This is a genomic window from Microbacterium sp. NPDC056234, assembly GCF_042267585.1.
GTDB lineage: Bacteria > Actinomycetota > Actinomycetes > Actinomycetales > Microbacteriaceae > Microbacterium.
The window spans coordinates 24248-48052 of the sequence record NZ_JBHJTE010000003.1; the positions used below are offsets into that span (position 1 = coordinate 24248).

The 23805-nt window shown below is 69.4% G+C and carries 23 protein-coding genes; 15 read left to right on the forward strand and 8 right to left on the reverse strand.

Translation table 11 applies throughout. The features are described from left to right. Positions 1-12: 12 nt before the first annotated feature. The 15 genes from ACFCYE_RS09530 (at position 13) to csrA (ending at position 11938) form a co-directional block, all read left to right on the forward strand. A complete protein-coding gene (locus tag ACFCYE_RS09530) occupies positions 13-435 on the forward strand; it encodes a flagellar hook assembly protein FlgD (protein WP_376178225.1) in 423 nt (140 codons plus the stop codon). Positions 436-456: 21 nt separating this feature from the next. Next, positions 457-1614, forward strand: a complete 1158-nt coding sequence (locus ACFCYE_RS09535; RefSeq protein ID WP_376178227.1) for a flagellar hook protein FlgE — start codon at positions 457-459, stop codon at positions 1612-1614. 200 nt (positions 1615-1814) lie between these two features. Beyond that, complete coding sequence (locus tag ACFCYE_RS09540; protein ID WP_376178229.1) at positions 1815-2507, forward strand: GntR family transcriptional regulator; 693 nt, start codon at positions 1815-1817, stop codon at positions 2505-2507. A gap of 135 nt (positions 2508-2642) precedes the next feature. Next, complete coding sequence (locus tag ACFCYE_RS09545; RefSeq protein ID WP_376178231.1) at positions 2643-2900, forward strand: flagellar FlbD family protein; 258 nt, start codon at positions 2643-2645, stop codon at positions 2898-2900. After that, positions 2900-3697, forward strand: coding sequence for a motility protein A (locus tag ACFCYE_RS09550; RefSeq protein ID WP_376178232.1), 798 nt, complete (start codon positions 2900-2902; stop codon positions 3695-3697). Before ACFCYE_RS09545 ends, ACFCYE_RS09550 begins: the two co-directional genes overlap by 1 nt. Then, positions 3694-4506: a flagellar motor protein MotB gene (locus tag ACFCYE_RS09555; protein ID WP_376178234.1), complete on the forward strand. Its 813-nt coding sequence runs from the start codon at positions 3694-3696 to the stop codon at positions 4504-4506. The genes ACFCYE_RS09550 and ACFCYE_RS09555 overlap by 4 nt, the downstream gene beginning before the upstream one ends. A gap of 48 nt (positions 4507-4554) precedes the next feature. Further along, the gene (locus ACFCYE_RS09560; RefSeq protein ID WP_376178236.1) at positions 4555-5475 is read left to right on the forward strand and encodes a flagellar motor switch protein FliM; all 921 of its coding nucleotides are present in this window, start codon (positions 4555-4557) and stop codon (positions 5473-5475) included. Then, positions 5472-6131 carry a flagellar motor switch protein FliN gene (gene fliN / locus ACFCYE_RS09565; RefSeq protein WP_376178237.1) on the forward strand — a complete coding sequence of 220 codons (660 nt, stop codon included), beginning with the start codon at positions 5472-5474 and terminating at the stop codon, positions 6129-6131. The genes ACFCYE_RS09560 and fliN overlap by 4 nt, the downstream gene beginning before the upstream one ends. 20 nt (positions 6132-6151) lie before the next feature. Beyond that, positions 6152-6622: a FliO/MopB family protein gene (locus ACFCYE_RS09570; protein WP_376178239.1), complete on the forward strand. Its 471-nt coding sequence runs from the start codon at positions 6152-6154 to the stop codon at positions 6620-6622. Between the two features lie 29 nt (positions 6623-6651). Beyond that, positions 6652-7482, forward strand: coding sequence for a flagellar type III secretion system pore protein FliP (gene fliP / locus ACFCYE_RS09575; RefSeq protein ID WP_376178240.1), 831 nt, complete (start codon positions 6652-6654; stop codon positions 7480-7482). Beyond that, positions 7479-7754, forward strand: a complete 276-nt coding sequence (gene fliQ, locus ACFCYE_RS09580) for a flagellar biosynthesis protein FliQ (RefSeq protein WP_376178242.1) — start codon at positions 7479-7481, stop codon at positions 7752-7754. The genes fliP and fliQ overlap by 4 nt, the downstream gene beginning before the upstream one ends. A 1-nt stretch (position 7755) precedes the next feature. Then, positions 7756-8517 carry a flagellar biosynthetic protein FliR gene (locus tag ACFCYE_RS09585; RefSeq protein ID WP_376178244.1) on the forward strand — a complete coding sequence of 254 codons (762 nt, stop codon included), beginning with the start codon at positions 7756-7758 and terminating at the stop codon, positions 8515-8517. Continuing rightward, the gene (locus ACFCYE_RS09590) at positions 8514-9605 is read left to right on the forward strand and encodes a flagellar biosynthesis protein FlhB (protein ID WP_376178245.1); all 1092 of its coding nucleotides are present in this window, start codon (positions 8514-8516) and stop codon (positions 9603-9605) included. The genes ACFCYE_RS09585 and ACFCYE_RS09590 overlap by 4 nt, the downstream gene beginning before the upstream one ends. After that, complete coding sequence (locus ACFCYE_RS09595) at positions 9602-11683, forward strand: flagellar biosynthesis protein FlhA (protein WP_376178247.1); 2082 nt, start codon at positions 9602-9604, stop codon at positions 11681-11683. The genes ACFCYE_RS09590 and ACFCYE_RS09595 overlap by 4 nt, the downstream gene beginning before the upstream one ends. 9 nt (positions 11684-11692) lie before the next feature. After that, on the forward strand, positions 11693-11938 hold the full coding sequence (gene csrA / locus ACFCYE_RS09600) for a carbon storage regulator CsrA (RefSeq protein WP_376178249.1): 246 nt from the start codon (positions 11693-11695) through the stop codon (positions 11936-11938). Here csrA and tsaE read toward each other — a convergent pair. The 8 genes from tsaE to ACFCYE_RS09640 all read right to left on the reverse strand — a co-directional run bounded on the left by tsaE (position 11916) and on the right by ACFCYE_RS09640 (position 23790). Next, the gene (tsaE, locus tag ACFCYE_RS09605; protein ID WP_376178250.1) at positions 11916-12401 is read right to left on the reverse strand and encodes a tRNA (adenosine(37)-N6)-threonylcarbamoyltransferase complex ATPase subunit type 1 TsaE; all 486 of its coding nucleotides are present in this window, start codon (positions 12399-12401) and stop codon (positions 11916-11918) included. The two genes, csrA and tsaE, sit on opposite strands and share 23 nt — an antisense overlap. After that, entirely contained in the window at positions 12398-13504 is a 1107-nt protein-coding gene (gene alr, locus ACFCYE_RS09610; RefSeq protein ID WP_376178251.1) for an alanine racemase, read from the reverse strand. The genes tsaE and alr overlap by 4 nt, the downstream gene beginning before the upstream one ends. Further along, the gene (locus tag ACFCYE_RS09615) at positions 13501-13860 is read right to left on the reverse strand and encodes a holo-ACP synthase (protein WP_376178253.1); all 360 of its coding nucleotides are present in this window, start codon (positions 13858-13860) and stop codon (positions 13501-13503) included. The genes alr and ACFCYE_RS09615 overlap by 4 nt, the downstream gene beginning before the upstream one ends. A gap of 169 nt (positions 13861-14029) precedes the next feature. Next, the gene (glmS, locus tag ACFCYE_RS09620) at positions 14030-15877 is read right to left on the reverse strand and encodes a glutamine--fructose-6-phosphate transaminase (isomerizing) (protein WP_376178254.1); all 1848 of its coding nucleotides are present in this window, start codon (positions 15875-15877) and stop codon (positions 14030-14032) included. A 77-nt stretch (positions 15878-15954) separates the two neighbouring features. After that, complete coding sequence (gene coaA, locus ACFCYE_RS09625; RefSeq protein WP_376178256.1) at positions 15955-16908, reverse strand: type I pantothenate kinase; 954 nt, start codon at positions 16906-16908, stop codon at positions 15955-15957. A 26-nt stretch (positions 16909-16934) separates the two neighbouring features. Next, positions 16935-19424, reverse strand: coding sequence for a glycoside hydrolase family 3 C-terminal domain-containing protein (locus tag ACFCYE_RS09630; protein WP_376178258.1), 2490 nt, complete (start codon positions 19422-19424; stop codon positions 16935-16937). Next, on the reverse strand, positions 19424-21745 hold the full coding sequence (gene yicI / locus ACFCYE_RS09635; protein WP_376178260.1) for an alpha-xylosidase: 2322 nt from the start codon (positions 21743-21745) through the stop codon (positions 19424-19426). The genes ACFCYE_RS09630 and yicI overlap by 1 nt, the downstream gene beginning before the upstream one ends. Continuing rightward, positions 21742-23790: a beta-galactosidase gene (locus ACFCYE_RS09640; protein WP_376178262.1), complete on the reverse strand. Its 2049-nt coding sequence runs from the start codon at positions 23788-23790 to the stop codon at positions 21742-21744. The genes yicI and ACFCYE_RS09640 overlap by 4 nt, the downstream gene beginning before the upstream one ends. Between the last annotated feature and the right edge of the window lie 15 nt (positions 23791-23805).

Genomic DNA, 23805 nt, shown 5'->3' on the forward strand with positions numbered 1-23805 from the left:
CAGAGGAGCTCCATGACCACCGTTCCCCCGATCTCCGGAACCGTCGGCACCCCCGCGATCCCGCCGACGGCGACGCCGGCGCCCACACAGACCCTCGACGCCGACGTCTTCATGAAGCTGCTCGTCACGCAGCTGACCAACCAGGATCCGAGTTCGCCGATGGACACGAACGAGATGATCGCGCAGACCACCCAGCTCGCCTCGATGGAGCAGTTGACCGCGCTGACCGCGACGACGACCGAGAGCTTCGCGCTCAGCATGCGTCAGACCGCTGCCGCCCTCATCGGCCAAGAGGCCCAGTACGTCGACGCCGACGGCGTCACGCAGTCCGGCACCGTCAGTTCCGTGTCCTTCGCCGGACCAGTCCCCATCGTCACGATCGGCGATGCCGAAATCCCGCTCGACGCCGTGTCGGGCCTCGCTCTGAAGTCCTGAACCCATCAGAAAGGCACCACCATGCTCCGCTCCCTCTATGCCGGCATCTCGGGCCTGCGCTCGCACCAGACCATGCTCGATGTCACGGGAAACAACATCGCCAACGTCAACACCGTGGGCTTCAAGGGCTCGTCCGTGCAGTTCCAGGAATCGCTGGCGCAACTCGTGCAGAACTCCACGCTGCCGCAGGCCAACGCCGGCGGATCGAACCCTGCCCAGGTCGGGCTGGGCGTCCAGATCTCCGCGATCAGCACGAACTTCGCCTCCGGATCGACTCAGGCCACCGGTGTTCCCACGGATCTCATGATCGCCGGGGACGGCTTCTTCATGGTGAGCGCCGGAGGAGAGAACCTCTACACCCGCAACGGAGCCTTCGCGTTCGACGCCGCGGGTCGGCTCGTCACCGCCGACGGCGCGCTCGTGCAGGGCTGGACCGCCCAGAACGGCGTGATCAACCCCGGCCAGGGCGTCGGAGCGATCACGCTCCCCGTCGGCGCCATCGCGCCGGGGCGCGCCACCACCGCGGCATCCGCCACCGGAAACCTGCCCTCGGACACCGCCGTCGGTGACTCGATCGTCCGCGACCTGCAGGTCTTCGACGCGGACGGCGCCGCGCGTCAGCTGCAGCTGACCTTCACGCGCACGGCGACCGGCTGGGACGTCACGGACGGCACCAGCACGACATCCCTCGCCTTCGTGGACGGCGAGCAGGCCGGGGCTAGTTCGATCGTCTCGGATGGGGTCGCCGTCGACCTGTCCGCACTCACGGGTTTCGCGGAACTCAGCACGGCAGCCCTGGGCGAGCAGAACGGTGCGGCGGCCGGAACGCTGGTCGCGTACGCCCTGACCGATGACGGCAGCCTGGTGGGCACGTTCAGCAACGGCGACACCGCGGTGCTCGCCCGCCTCGCCCTCGCCGGCTTCGTCAATCCCGGAGGCCTGGAGAAGGCGGGCTCCTCGCACTACCGTCCCAGCACGAACTCCGGCGAACCGGTGATCGGCGCCGCCGGTCAGGACGGGTTGGGCGGCATCGTCAGCGGCGCTCTGGAGATGTCCAATGTCGATCTTTCCCAGGAGTTCACCAACCTCATCGTGGCGCAACGCGGATTCCAGGCGAACGCTCGGATCATCACGACGAGCGACGAGGTGCTGCAGGAGCTGACCAACCTCAAGCGCTGAGGATTCGGGGCGCTCGAACGTTCCTCTGATCGAGCGCCCGAAGCGGGCTCCCGCACATCCGCGGGAGCCCGCTCGTCTAACGAGCGCGCCCGGGACACCGACAGTAGGAGATGCGTCACTTCGGCCAGGTCAGGTCCGAAGCATAGGATTGCAGCGGAAGACGAACTGGGGGGTTCGCGGCGAGCGGGAAAGCCGAGGACATGGGAGAAGAACACGTGCAGTTGGAGCAGATCCTCCGTCTGCCGACGAGCAGCCAGCAATCACTGGGCGATCTCGTGCACGAAGCACTCAGCGCGGCCATCATCGATGGTCGCCTCGCGCCGGGCGAGCGGATCAACGACAAAGCGATCGCCGAGACCCTCGGGATCTCGCGGACTCCGGTGCGCGAGGCGATCCAGCGACTGACACTGGCAGGACTCCTCGAAGTGTCGGCCAGCCGATACACCCGGGTGACCGAGGTCACGGAGGCGATGGCCGCGAGCACGCTCGAGTACGCCGTGCTGCAAGCGGGCAACGCTCTGCAGCTCGCCGTTGGCAGGATGAGCGACTCGGAGCTGGAGGACGCGATCGCTCTGCTGGATCGTGTGACCGAGGCATCCGAGGAGGACGCCGTCGAGGAGCTCCTGCAGAGCTCGCGCGAGTTCGTCGTCTTCATCATCCGCCACGCCGGAAGCCCGGATCTCGTCCGCGTCCTGCGCAACGAGAACGCGGTCCTGGAACGCAACCTCCGGCAGTCGCCGTTCGACCTCGGGACCCCGGATCAGCGCCGCGGGCCCTATCGCCGCATGCGCATGGCGATGGTGACGCGGGATGCGGATGCGGCGGAGCACTGGTTCCGCGTGCAGTGCCGTCTCCTCGGCGCCGCTGGCGTGGGAGTCGCAGCCGCAGCCTGAGTCGCGGACGTCCTGGACGGCCGCTCGACTAACGCCGCGCGCCCGAATGCCGACAGTCATCACCGACGGCCCAGGACGGGCCGTCTGGTCCGGCGTCGCCACGCCAGGGCAGCACCTTCCAGGACGGAACCGCACATGATCGTCGTCACGCGCCTGAACCGTACCCGGTTCGCGGTGAATCCCGACCTCATCGAGCGGATCCAGGCGACCCCCGATACCACGCTGATCATGGTCGACGGCGCCACCTTCGTCATCACGGAGACGATGGACGAGGTGATCGACCAGATCGTCGACCTCCGTGCGCGCGTGCTCGCTGCAGCGCACCGCTGGACGGCACCCGGATCCGGGACGACGACGATCGATGCGACGCCGCACTCCGGGGAGGATGTCTGATGGATCCCGCACTGCTGCTCGGCCTCGTCCTGGCGTTCGGCGCACTCCTCGCCATGATCAGCATGGAAGGCGCATCGTTCACCGCACTCCTGCTCCCCGCGCCCATGGTGCTCGTCTTCGGCGGCACCATCGCGGTGGGCATCGCCAGCGGAACGATGCGCGATGCGCTGCTGGCGGTGAAGGCGCTGCCGCGAGCGTTCCGTGGCGAGCGCAACACCGGCCAGACCGTGATCGAAGCGATCGTCGGCTACGCCGAGACGGCGCGCGCAGAAGGCCTGCTGGCCCTGGAGCGATCCGTCGCGGACGAACAGGATCCCTTCCTGAAGCAGGCGCTGCAGAGCATCGCCGACGGCACGGATGCCGAAGAACTCCGCCTCGTGATGGAGGACGAGATCGCCTCGGCGGCCGCCCGCAATCGCACCGCCGCACGTTTCTACACCACCCTGGGCGGCTTCGCGCCGACCGTCGGCATCATCGGAACGGTCGTCTCGCTCACCCATGTTCTGGAGAAGCTGGACGAGCCGTCCACGCTCGGGCCGCTCATCGCCGCGGCGTTCGTCGCCACGCTGTGGGGCCTGTTGTCCGCGAACTTCATCTGGCTCCCCATCGGCGGTCGCCTCCGTCGACTCGGCGAGCTCGAACTCGAGCGGATGACCCTGATGATGGAGGGGATGCTCGCGGTCCAGGCGGGCTCTCCCCCGCACTTCGTCGGTGAGCGTCTGAGCGCCCTCGCCTCCGACCGGCGACCGCCGCGCCGGCGGCGCGCCGCCGCCGAAGAACCGGCGCTCGACTCATGAGCGTCCGAGCGCGTCGCCACCTCGCATCCGCCGAAGACGATGAGGGCCCCGACGAGCGGTGGATGGCGTCCTACCTCGACATGATCACCGTGCTCATGTGCATGTTCATCGTGCTCTTCGCGATGTCCACGGTCGACCAGGAGAAGTTCGAGCAGCTCAGCGCGTCCCTCGCGACGGGGTTCGGCCAGGACGAGTCGGAGGTCCGCGACATCACGGAGGGCGTCGTCGTCCCGTCCGAGCTCCTGGACGAGAACGGCCAGGGTTTCCTGGAGCTCGAACTCGACGCCGCGCAGACCGAGCTGGACGAACTGACGAAGCTGCGCGAGCGGTTGCGTCAGGCCCTGATCGAGAACGACCTCGAGGACGCCGCGACGTTCACGATCGACGAGCGCGGTCTCACCGTCGGCCTCGTCAGCGCCGAGACCTACTTCGCCACCAACAGTGCGCAGCTGACTCCCGAAGCCGCCACCCTGCTGAACGCTCTGGGCGGTGTGCTGGTCGACGTCCCGAACGAGATCTCGATCGAGGGGCACGCCGACCCGCGCGCGGCGGTCGCTCCGTACGCGACCAACTGGGAGCTGTCGGTCGGCCGTTCCACCCAGGTGCTCAGGCATTTCGTCGAAGTCGACGGCATCGACCCTGCGCAGATCAAATCGGTCGGTTTCGGAGACGCCAGGCCGACCGCGGCCGGGACCACGGCGGAAGCGATGGCGCAGAACAGAAGGGTCGATGTCGTCGTGCTGTCGTCCGCCGATGAGGAGGTGCGTCAGCTGCTGCCCGAGCTCCAGCAGGAGCGACCGGAGCTCTGAGCATCAGCGTTGCTTACGCCGACCTGACATCGCCCGATAGTCGAGATCGTGGTGATCCAGGACAGCGCGCGCTCACGTGACGAGCGTCCCGTTGGCGATGTCGCGGTGTACGACTTCGGTCGCTCCGCCTCTCTGTCGCGGGAGCATGAGCGCACGCTCGAGGTCGCGTTCGAGACCTTCGCGCGTCAGTGGGCGCCCGAACTGTCCGCGCGCATCCGAGGCAGAGCGCACGTCACCGTGGAAGAGGTGACGACGGAGACGTACGCGGAATATGCGAACTCGCTGCCCGCGGCGACGGCGATGGTCATCTGCGCCCTCCCCGACACCGACCAGCGGGTCGTGGTGCAGTTCCCCCTCTCCGTCGCCAACGGATGGATCGTGCAGATGGTCGGAGGCCGCCCGCTGACCGCCGTCGACGACCGGGCCCTCAGCGCCATCGACCAGGCCCTCGTCCGCGCGCTCATGCTCGAGGCCATCGCGCAGCTCGGCGCGGCGCTCGGTGATCTGCTGCCCCCGGGGCTGGATGTCATCGGCATCCAACAGAGCTCCCAGTTCGCCCAGGTCGCCGCGGATCCGGAACTCGTCATCGTCGCGCGGCTGTCGATGCGGCTGGGCGGGCGGACGATCCCGGCCAGCGTCATGCTGCCCGCCGACGTCATCATCGATGCGTTCTCGACACGCGACTCGGGAACGACCCCGGCCGCCAGAGCCGACCTCATGCGGCGCCAGGTGGAGTCGGCTCCCGTCGACGTCGCCCTGCGGCTGGCCGCGCACGCGGTTCGCCCTGCCGATGTGCTCGGGCTGTCGGTCGGCGACATCATCGCGCTCCCTCACGCGGCCGACCGGCCGCTCGATCTCGTGGTCGACGGCTGGACGGTCGCGACCGCCGCCGTCGGCACCAGCGGCGCGCGACTCGCCTGCGTCGTGACCGCCACCATCCCCGACACCCCTTCAGAGGAACACTCGTGACCCTGACACCAGCCCACGAATCCGCCGTCGCCGCCGCCTTCGCGGCCACTCTGCCCACGGCCGGGATCACCGTCACGCGCGCATCGCAGCCTTCCGGCGACAACGGCGACGCCGTCGTCGCGTCGTACGTCGGCGAGACGAGCGGGCGCCTGGCCGTCCAGATCCTCGATCCGCTGATCCTCGTCGACGGGCTCGCCGACGCTCCCCTGCCGCAGCGGCTTCGCGGTGCTCTGGAGGCGGCCGCGAGCGCCCTCGGCGCCGGAACCCTGGGCGAGGCGACCGTGCAGGACGCGGCGTCGATCTTCTCCGATCCGCGCGCCCAGCTCTTCGATCTGCAGGACGAATCCGGTCGCGCCATCGGGCGCCTCGCGGTGCGGATCACTCGCGCGCCCGCAGCGACGGGCAGGTCGTCGGATCGACTGCACCGGATCGCCGGGGTCGAGATGGATCTGACCGTCGAGGTCGGCCGCACCCGCATGGCGGTGCGCGACGTGCTCGACCTCGAGCCGGGCCGCATCGTCGAGCTCGATCGCTCGGCCGGAGCTCCCGCCGATGTGAAGCTGAACGGCCGCATCATCGCGCACGGTGAGATCGTCGTGGTCGACCAGGACTACGCGGTGCGCATCACTCGGATCCTCGAGAACGCCGAGGTCTGATCCTGGACGACATCCTCCTGATGCTCCGCGTGGCGGTCTCGCTCGCGGCGGTGCTCGGGCTGCTCTGGTTCCTGCACCGGCGGATCTCCCGCAGCACGAATCGCACTCGGGAACCGCAGGCGATCACGGTGCTCGGACGTCAGGGCGTCGGCGCGAAGGCGCAAGTCGTGATCGTGCGCACGGAGGACGCGCGCTATGTGCTCGGCGTCACCGAACACGGCGTGAGCGTGATCGACAAGCTCACCCCCGACGCTGCGGCTCCGACGGCAGACGAGTTCGATCGTCTGCTCGCATCGGCACTCGCCGACGACGCGCGGGGGCGCCGGACGGATGCCGTCACCACCGCGTCCGACCTTCCCGTCGCCGAGGATGCCGCTGCCCCGCCGGCGACGCGCCTCCGCGTGCGTCACCGCAACGATCCGCTCAACGGCTCGATCCTCTCCCCGAGCACCTGGCGGCAGACGGCCGAGGCCCTGCGACGCGTCCGATGAGCGCCGGGGCACCCTCGGAGCCACGTCGCATGCTGCGGCGCGTCGTCCTCATCCTCGCGATCGCGCTCGTCGTCGCAGCGCTCATCGTGCTGATCCCGATGGCGGCCCACGCCGATCCCGTCGAGCCGGACGCGCCCGTCTCACCCACTGCTCCGGCCGCTCCAGGCGGCGACGACCGCACCGACGACATGGGCGTGACGATCGACATCAACGGCGTCGACGGATCGCCGTCGGCCTCGATCCTCACGCTTCTCGGCATCACGCTGCTCTCGGTCGCACCGGCGCTGCTGCTGATGATGTCCTCGTTCACGAAGATCTTCGTCGTGCTCGCGATGACCCGCAATGCGCTCTCGCTCCCCACGATCCCGCCGAATCAGGTCCTCGCCGGCCTCGCCCTCTTCCTGTCCCTTTTCATCATGTGGCCGGTGCTGACCGACATCAACACCGTCGCCGTGCAGCCGTACATCGACGGCTCGCTCACGTTCGTCCAGGCGGTCGAGGTCGGACAGGTCCCTCTGCACGAGTGGATGCTGGCGTTCACGCGCGAGGAGGACCTCGCCCTCATGGCGCGCGCGTCCGCGCAGGACAACCCGAGCGACCCGGAGAGCGTGCCCATGTACATGCTCATCCCTGCCTTCATGATCTCGGAGCTGCGTGCCGCGTTCATCATCGGTTTCGTGATCTTCGTCCCCTTCCTGGTCATCGACATCGTGGTGGCTGCGGCGCTGATGTCGATGGGCATGATGATGCTCCCGCCGGTGATGATCTCGCTCCCGTTCAAGATCCTGCTGTTCGTGCTCGTGGATGGCTGGGGCCTGGTCATCACCTCGTTGCTGGAGAGCTACGGAGGCGTCGGATGACCCCCGAGGCGGTCCTGGACATCGGCGCCCAGGGTCTGCTCATCGCCGCCAAGCTCGCGGCTCCCGTACTCGTGACCGCTCTCGTCGTCGGGTTCGCGATCTCGCTGCTGCAGTCCATCACCCAGGTGCAGGAGGTGACGCTGTCGTTCGTGCCGAAGTTCGTCGCAGTGGGCATCGCGCTGCTCATCGCCGGCAACTGGATGATGTCCGAGATCATCGCGTTCACGAACGAGATGTTCGACCGGATCCCCCAGCTGCTGGGCGGAGGGTGACGTGCACATCCCCGTGGACTTCGTCTGGCTCGAGGCGACGGCGCTGGCCGGTGTGCGCATCGCCGCATTCCTCGTGTTCGCCCCGCCGTTCTCGTACGGCGCGATCCCCATGCGCATCAAGGCCATGCTCGCGGTCGCGCTGTCGCTGGCCATGGGCGCCGCGGTGTCCCCCGGATACCAGCCGTTGGACACCGGACCGTTCCTCGGGGCGCTGATGATCCAGGTTCTCACGGGGGCGCTGCTGGGCTTCCTCGTGCTGCTGTGCTTCTCAGCGGTGCAGGCGGCAGGAAGCCTGATCGACGTGTTCGGCGGCTTCCAGCTCGCGCAGGCGTTCGATCCGCAGTCGCTCATCAACGGCGCCCAGTTCACCCGGCTGTTCCACATGACCGTCCTGGCGCTGCTGTTCGCATCCGGCGGATATCAGCTGATCATCGCCGGCCTCGCGCGCAGCTTCGTGGCTGTGCCCGTGGACGGGATGTTCGAGATCGCCGCGCCGGCCCAAGCGCTCGTCGAAGGCGTGTCGCAGATGATGCTGGCCGCGGTGCAGATCGCCGGTCCGCTCATCCTCGTCCTGTTCCTCGCCGATGCGGGGCTCGGCCTGATCACCCGCGTCGCGCCCGCGCTCAATGCCTTCGCCATGGGCTTCCCGGTGAAGATCCTGCTCACGCTCCTGCTGGCCGGCTTCGTGTACGCGACGCTGCCCGGTGTGGTGGATGCGCTCGCGGGGCTCGCCTTCCGGATGATGCGAGAGGTGAGCGAGTGAGCAGCACCGACAGCGGCGAGCGCAGCGAAAAGGCCACCGACCGCCACCTGAGCGAGGCCCGCCGAAAGGGCCGCCTGTCGCGCAGTCAGGATCTGACCGCCTGGCTGGCCATCGGCGCGGCCGCCGTCGCGATGCCGACCGCCATCGCGCTGGGGACCGGCGCCGGCATCGAGCAGATGATCGCCGTGGCCGGTGCGACCGCGTCCCCCACTGCGGACGGTGCCGTCGACGCACTCGGGATCGGCCTCGGTTCCGTCCTGCCGACGATCGGAGCCCTGCTCGCCACGGTGACCGTCGTGACTCTTCTCGGTGCCGTCGTCCAGGGCGGCGTGCATCTGCGCAAGCCGGCCGGCCGATACGAGCAGTTCAACATCGTCAACGGGCTGCGCCGGGTTTTCGGCCTGCAGGCGTTGTGGGAGGGGGCCAAGGCGCTGCTGAAGACCGCGGCGATCGGGATCGCCCTGTGGATCGTCGTCGCAGGGCTCGTTCCCGTCCTGTCCGCGAGCGGCTCGCACTCGCTCACCTGGATTCTCGGCACTGCGCAGGACAGCACAGCCGCCCTGATCCGGACGGCCGTCATCGTGGGCATCGTGCTCGCGGTGATCGATGTCTCGGTCGTCATGCGCCGCAACCGCAAGCACACGCGGATGACCAAGCGCGAGGTCCGCGACGAGAGCAAGAACACAGAGGGCGACCCGCTCATCCGTCAGCAGCGTCGTTCACGACAGCTCGCGATGAGTCGGAATCGCATGATCGCAGCCGTCGCCGACAGCGATGTGGTGCTCGTCAACCCCACCCACGTCGCCGTGGCGCTGCGCTACGAGCCCGGACGCTCGGCACCGCGTGTCGTGGCGAAGGGCAGCGCGCTGATCGCCGAGCGCATCCGCGAGAAGGCCGCAGACGCCGGGGTGCCGATGGTGCGCGACATCCCGCTGACGCGTGCGGTGTATGCCGCGTGCGAACTCGGACACGAGATCCCCGAAGACCTGTACACCGCCGTGGCCCGCGTGCTGGTGTTCGTCGATGCGCTGCGCCGAAGAGGCGCCGCGCGCGGCATCCATTCCCTTCCCGTGAGGACGCCGGTATGAAGAGCGTGTTGAGCAAACTGACCGTCCCCGTCGGCGTCGTAGGGATCCTGCTGCTGCTGGTGGTCCCCGTGCCCCCCGGGCTGTTGGACGTGCTGATCATCGTCAACATCCTGTTCGCGCTCGTGATCCTGCTGACGACGATGTTCGTGAAGAAGCCGCTGGACTTCTCGGTGTTCCCGTCGCTGCTGCTGGTGGCGACCCTGTTCCGGCTCGGTCTCAACGTCGCCTCGACGCGGCTCGTGCTCGGCGATGCCTACGCCGGACAGGTCATCGAAGCCTTCGGTGACATCGCGGTCGGCGGGTCGATCATCATCGGCGCCGTCGTGTTCCTCATCCTGGTCGTCATCCAGTTCGTCGTCGTCACCAAGGGCGCCGAACGGGTCGCCGAGGTCGGTGCCCGCTTCACGCTGGACGCCATGCCCGGTAAGCAGATGGCGATCGACGCCGACCTCAACGCGGGGCTCATCACCGACGTGCAGGCACGGGAGCGGCGGGCCGAAGTCGCTGCGGAGGCGGATTTCTACGGCGCCATGGACGGCGCATCCAAATTCGTCAAAGGCGACGCCATCGCGGGCATCGTCATCATCATCATCAACCTCGTCGGCGGCATCGCCATCGGCATGGTGCAGCACGGCATGACGATCGACGACGCCGCGAGCACATACAGCCTGCTCACGATCGGCGATGGACTGGTCACCCAGATCCCCGCTCTGCTGATGGCCGTGTCCACCGGAATGATCGTCACACGGTCCGGCGCCGAGACGGAGATGGGGTTGGCCGCGTCGCGCCAGCTGGGGCAGAGTCGTACGGCGCTGATGATCGCCGGCTGCGCCGCGATCGTCATGTCGCTGATCCCGGGGATGCCGATGCTGCCGTTCCTGGTGGTGGGAGCGCTGCTGATCTTCGCGTCGCAGCGGATCAAGGCCGCCGAAGCGCGGTCCGAAGCGCTCCAGGCCCCGCAGCCATCCGGACCCGCCGCCGAGAACCCGGACGAGCTGATCGAGAAGATGCGCGTGCACGCGCTCGAGATCCTCCTCGCACCGGACATCGTCGATCTCGTCACTGGTGGCACGGATGATCTGCTGGCACGCGTGCGAACGCTGCGGAGCCGCGTCGCGCTCGACCTCGGCCTGGTCATCCCGCCGGTGCGCACCCGAGACAGCCTCGAGCTGCCACGGTCCACGTACGCGATCCGGCTGGCCGGCGTCGAAGTCGGACGGGGAACCGCGCCTTCCGGCGCCGTGCTGGCCCTGGGCCAGGGCCTCGACTCCCTCCCCGGCCCGACCGGAGTCGACCCCGTGTTCGGTCTGGAAGGCAAGTGGATCCCCGGGGAGATGCGGCACAGCGCCGAGTTCGGCGGCGCGACCGTCATCGACCGGGCGAGCGTGATCATCACCCACCTGTCGAGCGTGATCCACTCCGGCGCCGCACGACTTCTCAGCCGCGAGGATGTCCGCCAGCTCACCGACGCACTGAAGCAGGTCTCACCGGCCGCCGTGGAGGAACTGACCCCCGCGCTGCTGTCCTTGGCGGAGATCCAGCGCGTGCTGCAGGCGCTCCTGGCCGAGCGCATTCCGATCAACGACCTCAGCAGGATCTATGAGGCACTGGCGCTGCGCTCCAGGGTATCGACGGATGCGGACGGACTGATCGAAGCCGCCAGGGCCGCACTCGGACCCGCTGTAGCCGCTCGCTTCGCCGAGAACGGTCGGCTGCGCGTCATCATGATCAACCCGCTGCTGGAGCAGTCGATGCTCGAGAGCCTGCGCGCGAGCGAGGAGGGCCCGCAGATCGTTCTCGAACCGCAGCGGTTGGAAGCGGTCATCGAATCCGTGAAGCAGGCGGTCGCCGAGGCCGGCGATGGCGGCGAAGCCGTACTCGTCTGCGCACCGAACCTGCGCTCGGCCGTGCGACGGCTGGTCTCGGCGCAGACCGATGGCCTGCCAGTGCTGTCGTACACCGAGGCGACATCGGCGTCGCTGCGCATCGAGACCATCGGCGTCGTCCGTGATCACCCTGTCCTCGCAGCGACGCCGGTGCCACCCGTCGCCGACGTCGACCGCGCCGGGTCGGACTAGGCTGATCTGATGCTGGTGTTGACGAGGCGGATCGGCGAGAGCGTGCTCATCGGCGACGAGATCGAAGTCACGGTTCTCGATGTGAAGGGCGACAGCATTCGCATCGGCATCCGGGCACCGAGGGAGACCCGTATCCAACGGGCCGAGATCGTGGACCTGGTCGGCGTGGAGAACGCTTCCGCCGCAGCCGATGCCGGCGGTGCCGATGTCGAGACCTCGTTGGCGGAGGCCATCAGGCACGCTCGACGCGAGTGATCTCCATCAGACGCGGCGCGTCGGCATCCAGGTCCTCGTCCGCGACGCCGTCGGCGCCGCCGATCGGCCGAGACAGTTCGATGTCCCACCAGGCATCGGCCACGGCATCCGCCATGCCCCTGCCCCACTCGATGACGACGACCGACCTCGCGAAGTCGATGTCGAGGTCGTCCAGCTCGGCGGCGGAGCCCAGGCGGTAGGCGTCCACGTGCACGAGCGGAGCGCGTCCGACGAGCGACGGATGCGTCCGCGCGATCACGAAGGTCGGGCTCTGCACCGGCCCGCGGACGCCGAGGCCCTCGGCGAGACCGCGCGTGAACGTGGTCTTCCCCGCACCGAGCGGGCCGGTGAGCACCAGCAGATCACCGGCCTCCAGCTGTTCTCCGATGCGGAGTCCGAGCTGCTCCATCTCGTCGGCCGTCGCGATCTCACGACGGCCGAGGAACGCGGGGTCGACGCTCACGCACCCCTCCTCGGAACGCGGGGGCCGATGCGGGTCACGATCTCGTAGTTGATGGTGCCGGCGGCGTTGGCCCATTCGGTCGCAGACGGCACGCCGAGCGTGGGGTCGCCGAACAGTACGACCTCGTCGCCGACGGCGATGTGGGTGTCACCGACATCCACGACGAACTGGTCCATCGCGATGCGACCGGCGACGGTGAACCGTCGTCCGCCGATGGTCACGGGCCCGCGGTCGGATGCCTGGCGCGGCACGCCGTCGGCGTAGCCGAGCGGGACGAGCGCGAGCGTCGTCTCCCGGTCGGTGCGGTGGACGTAGCCGTAGGAGACTCCGGTGCCGGACGGCACGCGACGGACGGCCGCGACGGTCGCGCGCAGCGTCATCGCCGGGCGCAGGCCCAGCTCGCCGGACGAGCGGTCGTCGAACGGAGACAGTCCGTAGAGACCGATGCCGATCCGGACGGCATCCAGGCGCGTCTCCGGCAGATCGATCGCCGCAGCGGTGGCGGCGACGTGCCGGATCTCCGGATGGATGCCGAAGGATGCGGCGGCCTGGACGCCCTGCTCGAACCGCGCCAGGGCGGCGCGATCATCCTGCGGGGACGTGTTGGAGAGGTGGCTGAAGAGCCCGACGATCCGCACGCGTCCGATGCGCTCCAGACGGGCGGCCTCGGCGAACACCCGCTGCCAGTCCCGCGGTGCGACTCCGTTGCGGCTCAGGCCGGTCTCGAGCTTGAGGTGGATGCCGACGGGACGGTCGACGGAAGCCGCGTTGCCGGCGGCCTCGAGCTGGTCGAACGAGGAGATGCCGACCTCGACATCGGCCGCGGCGGCTTCGACGAACGTCTCCCCCGGCTGATGCAGCCAGGCCATGATCGGCGCGTGGATGCCCTGCCGCCGCAGGTTCAGCGCCTCGGCGATCTCCGCGACGCCGAGTCTGGACGCGCCGCCCGAGAGCGCTGCGACGGCCGCGGTGGCAGCGCCGTGCCCGTAGCCGTCCGCCTTGACGACGGCGATGACCTCGACACCGGTGAGGGCGCGGAGGTGCCGCACGTTGTCGGCGATCGCATCGAGGTCGATCCTCGCTTCGCGGAACGGAGCGGTCACAGCGGCACTCCTTCCGCCACGACGAAGGCGGCTGCGAGGCCGGCATCGTGACTCAGGGACAGGTGGAGGGTCAGGATGCCGCGATCGGCGACGACCTCGGCCGTGCTGCCGCTGAGATCGAAACGCGGACGACCGGAGGCCTCCGAGGCCACCTCGATGTCGATCCACCGCACGCCATCCGAGCCGCCGAGCGCCTTGATCAGCGCCTCCTTCGCGGCATACCGCGCGGCCAGCGACGGCAGGCGCAGAGTCCGCTCGGCCGGGGCGAACAGGCGCTCCATCAGACGCGGTGTGCGGGTCATCGTGCGCTCGAAGCGCGCGATGTCGACGATGTCGATGCCCGTCCCGATGATCACCGATTCAGCCTACCGGGGCGTTGGCTCGCGGTACGGATGCCGGGGCCGCGCTGCCACTCCGAAACGGGGGCCGACACGCCAGGTGTCGGACGCTTTCGCGAAAAACGTCCGACAGGTGGCGTGTCGGCCCCCAGAGCGGTGCGGACGAACCGGCCGCATCCGACCGGGATCACTCCACGGTGACGGACTTGGCCAGGTTGCGCGGCTGGTCGACGTCGAGGCCCTTGGCCGTGGCCAGGGCCATCGCGAAGATCTGCAGCGGGACGACCGCGAGCAGCGGCTCGAACAGCGCGCCGGCGAGCGGGATGCGGATGACCTCGTCGGCGAAGGGCAGCACGGCGGCGTCGCCCTCTTCGGCCACGACGATCACGCGTGCTCCGCGGGCACGGATCTCCTGGATGTTGGAGACGACCTTGGCGTGCACCAGCGCCGAGTGGCGAGGCGACGGCACCAGCACGAAGACCGGCTGACCGGGCTCGATCAGGGCGATCGGTCCGTGCTTGAGCTCGCCCGCCGCGAAGCCCTCGGCATGGATGTAGGAGATCTCCTTGAGCTTGAGCGCGCCCTCGAGCGCGATCGGGTACCCCACGTGGCGACCCAGGAACAGCACCGAACGGGTGTCGGCCATCCATCCGGCCAGCTGCGCGACGTGCTCCTGCTCTTCGGCGAGCACCTTCGCGACCTTGTCCGGCAGCGACTGGAGCTCGGCGACCTCGGAGGAGGCGTCCGCCACCGTGCCGCGGACGCGCCCCATGTGCAGGCCGAGCAGCAGCAGCGCGGTGATCTGCGCCGAGAAGGCCTTGGTCGATGCGACCGCGACCTCCGGACCGGCGTGCGTATAGACGACGGCATCCGACTCGCGCGGGATCGTCGCGCCCTGCGTGTTGCAGATCGACAGGGTGCGCGCACCGCGCTCACGGGCGTATTTGACCGCCATGAGCGTGTCCATGGTCTCGCCGGACTGGCTGATCGAGACGACGAGGGTGTCCGCGCCGATCACCGGGTCGCGGTAGCGGAACTCGTGCGCGAGCTCGACGTCGACCGCGACGCGCGCCCACTGCTCGATCGCGTACTTGCCGACGAGGGCCGCATAGGATGCCGTGCCGCACGCGGTGATGATCACGCGGTTGATGCCGGTGAAGAGCTCGTCCAGACCGTCGAGCTCGGGAATGACGACCTGCCCGTCCTGGATGCGTCCGAGGATCGTCTTCGCGACGGCCTCTGGCTGCTCGGCGACCTCCTTGGCCATGAACGACGACCAGCCGCCCTTCTCGGCGGCGGCGGCGTCCCACGACACCTCGAACGGCTCGGCCTCGACGGGGGTGCCGACGAAGTCGGTGACGGTCACCTCGGAGGGGGTGATCGAGACGATCTGGTCCTGACCGATCGCGAGCGCCTTGCGGGTGTGCTCGACGAACGCGGCGACGTCGGAGCCGAGGAAGTTCTCGCCCTCGCCCAGCCCGATGACCAGCGGGGAGTTGCGGCGAGCGCCGACCACGAGGCCGGGCTGGTCCTCGTGCATCGCGAGCAGAGTGAACGCGCCCTCGAGTCGGTTCACGACGTTGCGGAACGCGAGCTGCAGGTCGCCGCCGTTGTTCGCGTACTCGCGGCCGAGGAGTGCGGCCGCGACTTCGGTGTCCGTCTCGCTGCGGAAGCTCACGCCGTCGGCGAGGAGCTCGTCCCGCAGCACCGAGAAGTTCTCGATGATGCCGTTGTGGATGACGGCCAGCTTGTCGTCGTCGGCGAGATGCGGGTGCGCGTTGACATCGGTCGGACCGCCGTGCGTCGCCCAGCGGGTGTGACCGATGCCCGTGGTGCCGTCCGCGAGCGGGCTCTCACCCAGGGAGTCGCGCAGCATGCCGAGCTTGCCGGCCTTCTTGCGCATGCCGAGCTTGCCGTTCTCATCGATGACGGCGATCCCGGCGGAGTCGTAGCCGCGGTACTCGAGTCGGGCGAGGCCGGCGAGAAGGATGTCCTGGCTGGGCCGCGGGCCCACGTATCCGACGATTCCACACATGCTCACAAGGGTAAGCGCGGATTTTTGCGAGGGTTCCGAACAATATGCGGACCCCGTGCGCCCTCGGCCGTCGCGCCTCAGAGCTTGCGCAGCAGCACGCTCTCGACGGCGTGGTCGGCGCCCTTGTTCAGCACCAGGGATGCGCGGTGCTTGGTCGGCATGACGTTCTCGACGAGGTTGGGCATGTTGATGTCGTTCCAGTAGCCCATCGCGGTCTGCACGGCTTCCTCGTCCGTGAGATGCGCGAAGACGTTGAAGTACGACGACGGATTGCTGAACGCGCCCTGCCGCAGCGCGAGGAAGCGATCGACGTACCAGCTCGCGATGTGCGCGGTGTCGGCGTCGACGAAGATCGAGAAGTCGAACAGGTCGCTCACCGCGACGTCGTTGGGCACGGGCGGCGGCTGCAGCACGTTGAGCCCTTCGACGATCACGACGTCCGGACGGCGGACGACGACGTGGGCGTCGGGAACGATGTCGTACCGCATGTGGGAGTAGAACGGCGCGCGGACTTCGGGGGCGCCCGATTTCACCTCGGTGAGGAAGGACAGCAGCGCTCGGCGGTCGTAGGACTCGGGGAAGCCCTTGCGCTCCATCAGCCCTCGGCGCTCGAGCTCGGCGTTCGGATAGAGGAATCCGTCGGTCGTCACCAGCTCCACGCGCGGTGTCCCTGGCCACCGGCTCATCAGCTCGCGCAGCAGGCGCGCGATGGTCGACTTGCCGACCGCGACCGAACCGGCCACGCCGACGACGAACGGCGTCGTCGTGTCCTCCTCCTGGAGGAAGTCGCTCGTGGCCGCCCCCAGACGCTTGGTCGAGGTGGCGTACAGGCTCAGCAGGCGGCTGAGCGGCAGGTACACCTCGCGCACCTCGGTGAGGTCCAGGCGATCTCCGATACCGCGGATCTCCACGACCTCGGTCTCGCTGAGCGGCTGATCGAGATCGGCGGCGAGCCGCGCCCACTCCGCTCGATCGATCTCCCGGTAGGGGGACAGCGGCAGCGTTGGGTCGACGGTGGTCACGGCATCCATCGTATCCGCGGCCAGGCGGGTGCCGCTCAGTCGACGATCCGGAGCTCCGCGACGACCTCCAGTGCGTCCGCAGACGATCCCGCCGCGATCCGGTACTCGCCCGGCTGCACACGCAGCGCGCCCCGGTGCAGCCAGTCGTCGACGGCACCGTCGATCCGAGCATCCTCATCCCACACGGCGAACCGCGCGCTCTGGAACGAGATCTCGACCTCGCCGGACTCCCCCGGCTCCAGTCGCACCCGACGGTAACCGAGCAGCAGACGCCGCGCCGGCGGGATCGGCAGGCCGTCCGGTGCGAGCCCGTAGAGCTGCACGAGCTCGTCGACCGCCCGCTCGCCGCGGTTGGTCACCCGCACGATCGCGGTCACCTCGCCGGCTTCGCCGAACGCCGGATGCCGGTGCGACGGCTCCGCGGCGACGACCTCGGAGGCAGACACGGACACGCTCTCATAGGCGACGTCCGAGTAGGTCAGCCCGTGGCCGAACGCGAACGCGTAGGGCGCGGGCTGGTGACGGTACGTCGCCTGCTGGCGCTGCGTGTCGTAGTCGAACAGATCACCGGCCTGTGCCGGATCCGCCGGCCAGGACTGCGCCAGTCGCCCGGTGGGCTCGCGATCGCCGCTGAAGACGTCGGCGATGCCGCGGCCCAGCTCCTGGCCCGCGTGACTCGACCACACCACCGTCGAGGCCTTCGCCGCATCACCCAGCACGTACGGGTAGCTCGAGACGATCGTGAGGACGGTCGGTGTCCCCGTCTCGTGCGCGGTGCGCCAGATCCCCGTCGCCGCCTCCGGCAGGTGAAGATGCGGCCGGTCCTCGGTCTCGCGGCCCGCCAGGTGCGGGTCGTTGCCGACGACCACGACGGCGAGATCGGCGGAGGCCGCGGCATCCGCGACGGCCTGCGCCCCCGAACGCACCGTCCGCACGGCGAAGCGCTCGGCGCGATCGATCGTGACGCCCTCGGCCAGCACTATGCCGACCTCACGCGAGATGCGCACCCAGCGACCGGAGCCGAGGTGCAGCAGAGACCACGTGCCGTCCTCGTGGACGTGCGTGCGGAAGCTCTCCTGCACGACCCAGCCGCCGACCCGCTCGGCGTCGGCGCGCATGGGCCACGCACCGCCGGTGAGCAGTCGACCTGACGCGTGCGACCGCAGGGTCAGGATGCCGTCGCCCCAGTCGGTCACATCCCACAGCGCGTCGTCCGCAGCCGAAGAACCGGTCGCCGCGACCTGCGCCCCCGACGCATCGGAGCGCAGGTAGGACCCGTTGCTCGTCGACCGCAGCGCGACGGTGTCGGCGCCGGTCTCGATGCGCACCTCGGCATGCGGGTAGCGCTCGGCGAGGCCTCGCGCCACCCCGACGGAATACGGCGGAGTCCCGGAGTACCAGTCCGTGAGGACGGCATCGGCCAGGGGCCCGAGCACCGCGATCGATCGCGGCTCCGCGAGCGGAAGGATGCCGTCGTCATTGCGCAGCACGACGACGCCCGCGCCGGCAGCGTCACGGGCGAGTTCCCTGGCGGAAGGCGCGTCGATCGCGTCTATGCCGATCTCGGCATACGGGTCGGCGTCGCCGTCGAACTCGCCGCTGCGCACCCGCATCTCGAGCAGACGCAGCGCCGCGCGGTCGATGTCGGCCTCGTCGAGGAGACCGGCATCCAGCGCGGCGCGCAGGTGGGTCAGCGTGGGCGTCGCATCCGCATCGTTGTCGGTGAACGAGTCCATGCCGCCGCGCACCAGCGCCGCGGCGGCGTGCGCCATATCCGGCTGCGCGCCCTGGATGGACACGACGAACGTGGGTGCTCCGGCATCCGACACGATCGCCAGCGAGCCGGGTGCCCACCTGCGCGCCTCGTCGGTGAGCTCGGGCTGGGTGTGCGCCGGCGAGCCGTTGACCTGGTTGTAGGCGAGCATGATGCTGCCCGCCGCTTCGGACTCGATCGGCCCGCGGAAGGCGGGCAGCTCCTCCTCGTGCAGCGTCCGCAGCGACATGTTCGACGAGGTCGCCGACCGGTCGGTCTCGTTGCTGTACGCGAGGAAGTGCTTCAGCGCGGGCACCGTCTTCCAGACGCGTTCGTGGCGACCGCGGAGGCCTCGCGCATACGCCGTGCCGAACGCGGCGGTCAGGTGCGGGTCCTCCGAGTAGCCCTCCTCGTTGCGTCCCCACGCGGGGTGACGCAGGGTGTTCACGACCGGTGCCCACACGTTCAGGCTCACCAGCGGGTTCTCGGCGCGCTTGGCCCGCACCTCGGTCGAGGCGACGTCGCCGACGCGTTCGATGAGATCCGTGTCCCAGGTCGCGGCGAGGCCGACCGGCTGCGGGAACACCGTCGCCGTCCCGAGCCACGCGGCGCCGTGCAGCGCCTCGCAGCCGGTGCGGTACTCGGCGACGCCGAGGTGCTCGATCGCAGGGGCAGCCTGGTGGAGCAGCGCGAGACGCTCGTCGAACGTCAATCGGGACAGCAGGTCGGCGGCGCGGTCGGCCACGGATGCCGAGACGTCACGGAACAGCATCAGTTGTTCTCCTCGATCGTGATCTGCAGTTCGCCGGCGCCCTGGGCGGTCGCCGACACGTCGCCGGAGGACAGCGACCAGGTTGCCGCGGCATCCGTGCTGGACGCGATGATGCGGTCGCCGTCGCGGCGAACCCGGAACGTCGTCGCGGCTGCACCGTCGTGACCCGGCACCGTGGTGGCCTCGTCGTAGCCGTCCGGCAGCGCGAAGCAGCGCAGCGTGACGCCGTCCGCCCAGTCGTAGTCCGGCCGGTCGTCCACGCTTCCCCACGGCAGCACGGTGCCGGGACGCACGCGCAGCGGCACGGACAGGTAGTCGTGCCGCTCCCGCACCCAGCGGCGCCCGTCCACCTCCGAGCCGTCCAGCAACGAGGTCCACGCACCGGCAGGCACGTAGTACTCGGCGGTGCCGTCGGCGTCGAAGACCGGCGCGACGAGCAGAGCGTCACCGAGCATGTACTGCGCGTCGGCGTCGAACCCGCTGCGGTCGTCGGGGAACTCCAGCGCCATCGGACGCATCATCGGGATGCCGGAAGACGCCGCCTGCTCGGCCGCACCGCCCAGATACGGCATGAGACGCATCTTCAGCTTCGTGAACCGGCGCGTCACATCCACCGCCTCGTCGTCGAACTGCCACGGCACACGGAAGCTCGACGACCCGTGCAGCCGTGAGTGCGACGACAGCAGCCCGAAGGCGAGCCAGCGCTTGAAGAGTCCGGCATCCGGTGTGCCCTCGAAGCCGCCGATGTCGTGGCTCCAGTATCCGAAGCCGCTCATCGCGAGCGAGAGCCCGCCGCGCAGCGACTCCGCCATCGACAGGAACGTCGAGTCGCTGTCGCCGCCCCAGTGCACAGGGAACTGCTGCGTTCCTGCGGTGGCCGAGCGGGCGAACAGCACCGCCTCACCCGTGCCGCGGCGCCGCTCGAGCGCCCGGAACACGACCTCGTTGTACAGCCGCGGGTAGTGGTTGTGCATGCGGACGGGGTCGGATCCGTCGTGCCAGGCGACGCCCTCGGCGGGGATCCGCTCGCCGAAGTCGGTCTTGAACGTGTCGACGCCCTGGTCCATCAGGCGCTCGATGTGGCCCACGTACCAGTCAGCTGCCTCTGGATTCGTGAAGTCGACGATGCCCATGCCGGCCTGCCAGAGGTCCCACTGCCAGACGCCCCCGTCGGTGCGCTTGAGCAGATACCCCCTCTCGGCCGCCTCGTCGAACAGCTTCGAACGCTGCGCGATGTAGGGGTTGATCCATGCCGAGACCTTCAGACCGCGTTCGTGCAGGCGCGCGAGCTGACCCTCGGGGTCGGGGAACATCCGCGGGTCCCATTCGAAGTCGGTCCACTGGAACTCGCGCATCCAGAAGCAGTCGTAGTGGAAGACGCTCAGCGGCAGGTCGCGCTCGGCGAATCCGTCGATGAAGCCGTTCACGGTGGCCTCGTCGTAGTCGGCGGTGAACGACGTCGTCAGCCAGAGGCCGAACGACCAGGCCGGTACGCGGGCCGGACGCCCGGTGAACGCGGTGTAGCGGCCGAGCACATCCTTCGGGGTGGGGCCGGCGAACACGTAGTAGTCCAGCGTCTCCCCCGGCACCGAGAACTGCACGCGGGAGTTGACCTCGCTGCCGACCTCGAACGACACCCGGTCCGGGCTGTCGACGAGCACGCCGTAGCCGCGGCTGGTGAGGTAGAACGGCACCGACTTGTACGACTGCTCGCTGGAGGTGCCGCCGTCGGCATTCCATGAGTCCACGACCTGGCCGTTCTTCACGAACGCGCCGAAGCGCTCACCGAATCCGAACACGCGCTCGCCGGGTTCGATCGAGAGCTGCTGATGCACCCAGGTGTCGCCGGCGCGGGTCTGCGGTCCGCCGTCGGCGTGGAACGAGTCGTCGGCCGTGAGGTGCCCGATCGAGCGGGGCAGCGATCGGGTGAGCACCCTGCCGTCTTGCTCGAAGCGCACGTCCCACGCGCCGTCTCGGGACACGACCACCCGCAGGCCACCGGTCTCCAGCACGCCCTGCCGGTCGTCGACCGAGACCGTCGGCACGAACCCCTCCTCGGGGAACGTCTCGAAGTCGGGTCCGATCCGGACCCGGCCGGCGTGACGCTGCACCCTGACCTTCACGACGCCGGATGCCGGTGACGAGAACGTGACCGTCAGCATCGGCCGGTTGAGGGTGTCACCGCGCTGGCGGATCACCGTCGTCGGTGCGTAGACCGTCATGGTCCCGGCATCCGCGTCGATGCGGATGTCGTCGACCTGCGCCGCGTAGAGCGGGGTCAGACCCGGTCGGGTCAGCCAGTAGCCATCGGTGAACTTCACCAGGTGCGCCTTTCTGTCAGTGCTCGCACTTCGCCGGGCGCGATGCCGACGCCGTCGATCGTCTCTTCTCCGGTGAGCAGGTCGACGTACGACCCGTCCACCGCGATGTCTGTGCGGGTGTCCGCGTGGTTGAGCAGGAACAGGACGTCTCCGCGGCGGACGGCCTCGAGTCCCTCCGGGAGAACGCCGGCCGGTCCGCCGAACGCGTCGGTGACACCGGCATCCGCGAGGGCGCCGCCGATCACCGCCGACAGGGTCGCCTGGTCGACGACCGCGCCCACGTACCACGCCGCTCCGTCGCCGACGGCGTGCCGGGTGAGGGCAGGGATCCCGTCGAGGTCTCCCCCGGTGTGCCTGGCGAGGACATCAGCCCCCTCGGTGCGCAGGCGTTCGGCGAGGATCTCGGCCTGCGGCTGGGCGACGGCGCGTCCGGCATCCCATCGGGCATCCGCGGTCAGCGGGCTGCCTGCCTCGGGGACCGCACCCCACTCCTCGGAGCTCGCGCCGAGCAGATCCCGCAGCAGCACGGGCGAGCGGCCGGTGAGCACCTGAGCGTTCGCGTCCGCGACCCCGCTGAAGGGCCCGATGACGACGTGCGCTCCGGACTCGACCGCCGCGCGCAGCGCTGTCGCGGTGTCGGGCTCGACGATGTAGGCGTGCGGCACGAGGATCGTCCGGTACTCGGACAGATCGGATGTCGTCGACACGACGTCCGCGGCCACGCCGCGCCGCCACAGCTCGCGGTACCAGCGGTTCACCTCGGTCATGGTGCGCAGCCGTTCGGTCGGCCGCGCCGGCTCCTCACCCGCCCACCAGGACGACCAGTCGAACAGGATCGCGACTTCGGCCGGAACGGAGGCACCGGCGACCGATGACAGCCTCGTCAGGTCCTCGCCCTGTCGGCAGACGCCCCGGAACACATCGGAGTCGGCGCCGGCGTGCGGGAGCATCGCGGAGTGGAAGCGCTCCGCGCCGGCCCTGGCCTGACGCCACTGGAAGTAGCAGACCGCGTCCGCGCCGCGGGCGACGGCCTGCAGCGAGTCGCGGCGTGCGCGCAGCGGAGACTTCGGCACATTGTGCTCGCGCCAGGATGTCGCGCTGATCGCCTGCTCCATGAGCACCCACGAGCGTCCGCCGCCGAGCGAGCGCATGAGGTCCTGCACGAGCGCGATGTCCGACGGCGACTCGGGAGACGCCGGGTCGGGGTACTGATCATCCGCGACGACGTCGACGTCGTCCGCCCAGGCCCAGTAGTCGGTGAGGGCGTGGAATCCCATGAAGTTCGTGGTGATGGGCTGCGTGGCGCCCGTCTCGCGGATGACGTCGCGCAGTTCGCGGTAGCACTGCAGCAGCTGGTCGGAGGTGTATCGGCGGAAGTCGAGGGACTGGGTCGGGTTCACCAGATACGGCATGCGCCGCGGCGGCAGGATCTCGTCGAAATCGGCGTAGCGCTGCGACCAGAAGGCGGTCCCCCATGCGTCGTTGAGAGCGTCGATCGTGCCGTGGCGGCGACGCAGCCAGAGCCGGAACTCGCGCGCGGCCTCGTCGCCGTGATCGACCTGGCCGTACTCGTTGCCGACGTGCCACATCCGCACGGCCGGGTGCTGCGCGTAGCGCTCGGCGAGATCGCGCGTGATCGCCGCCGCATGCTCGCGGTACACGCGCGATGCCGGAGAGAACTGATTGCGCGATCCGGGGATCAGGCGCACGCCGTCCCGGTCCACCGGCAGAGTCTCGGGGTGGCGGATGCCGAGCCACGGCGGCGGAGACGCGACCGGCGCTGCGAGGTCGACGGCGATGCCGCCTGCGTGCAGCAGATCGAGCACCTCGTCCAGCCACCCCCACTCGCGAGCGCCCGGGGTCGGCTCGATCATCGCCCAGCTGAAGACGCCGACGGTGACGAGGTTCACGCCCGCCTGTCGCATGAGCTCGACATCCTCGCGCCACACGTCGGGGCTCCACTGCTCGGGGTTGTAATCACCGCCGAAGCCGAGGCCGCGCTCGGTGATGAGCGCATCGAATGCGCGGCGGGGTGCGGTCGTCATTGACATGGTCTTCCG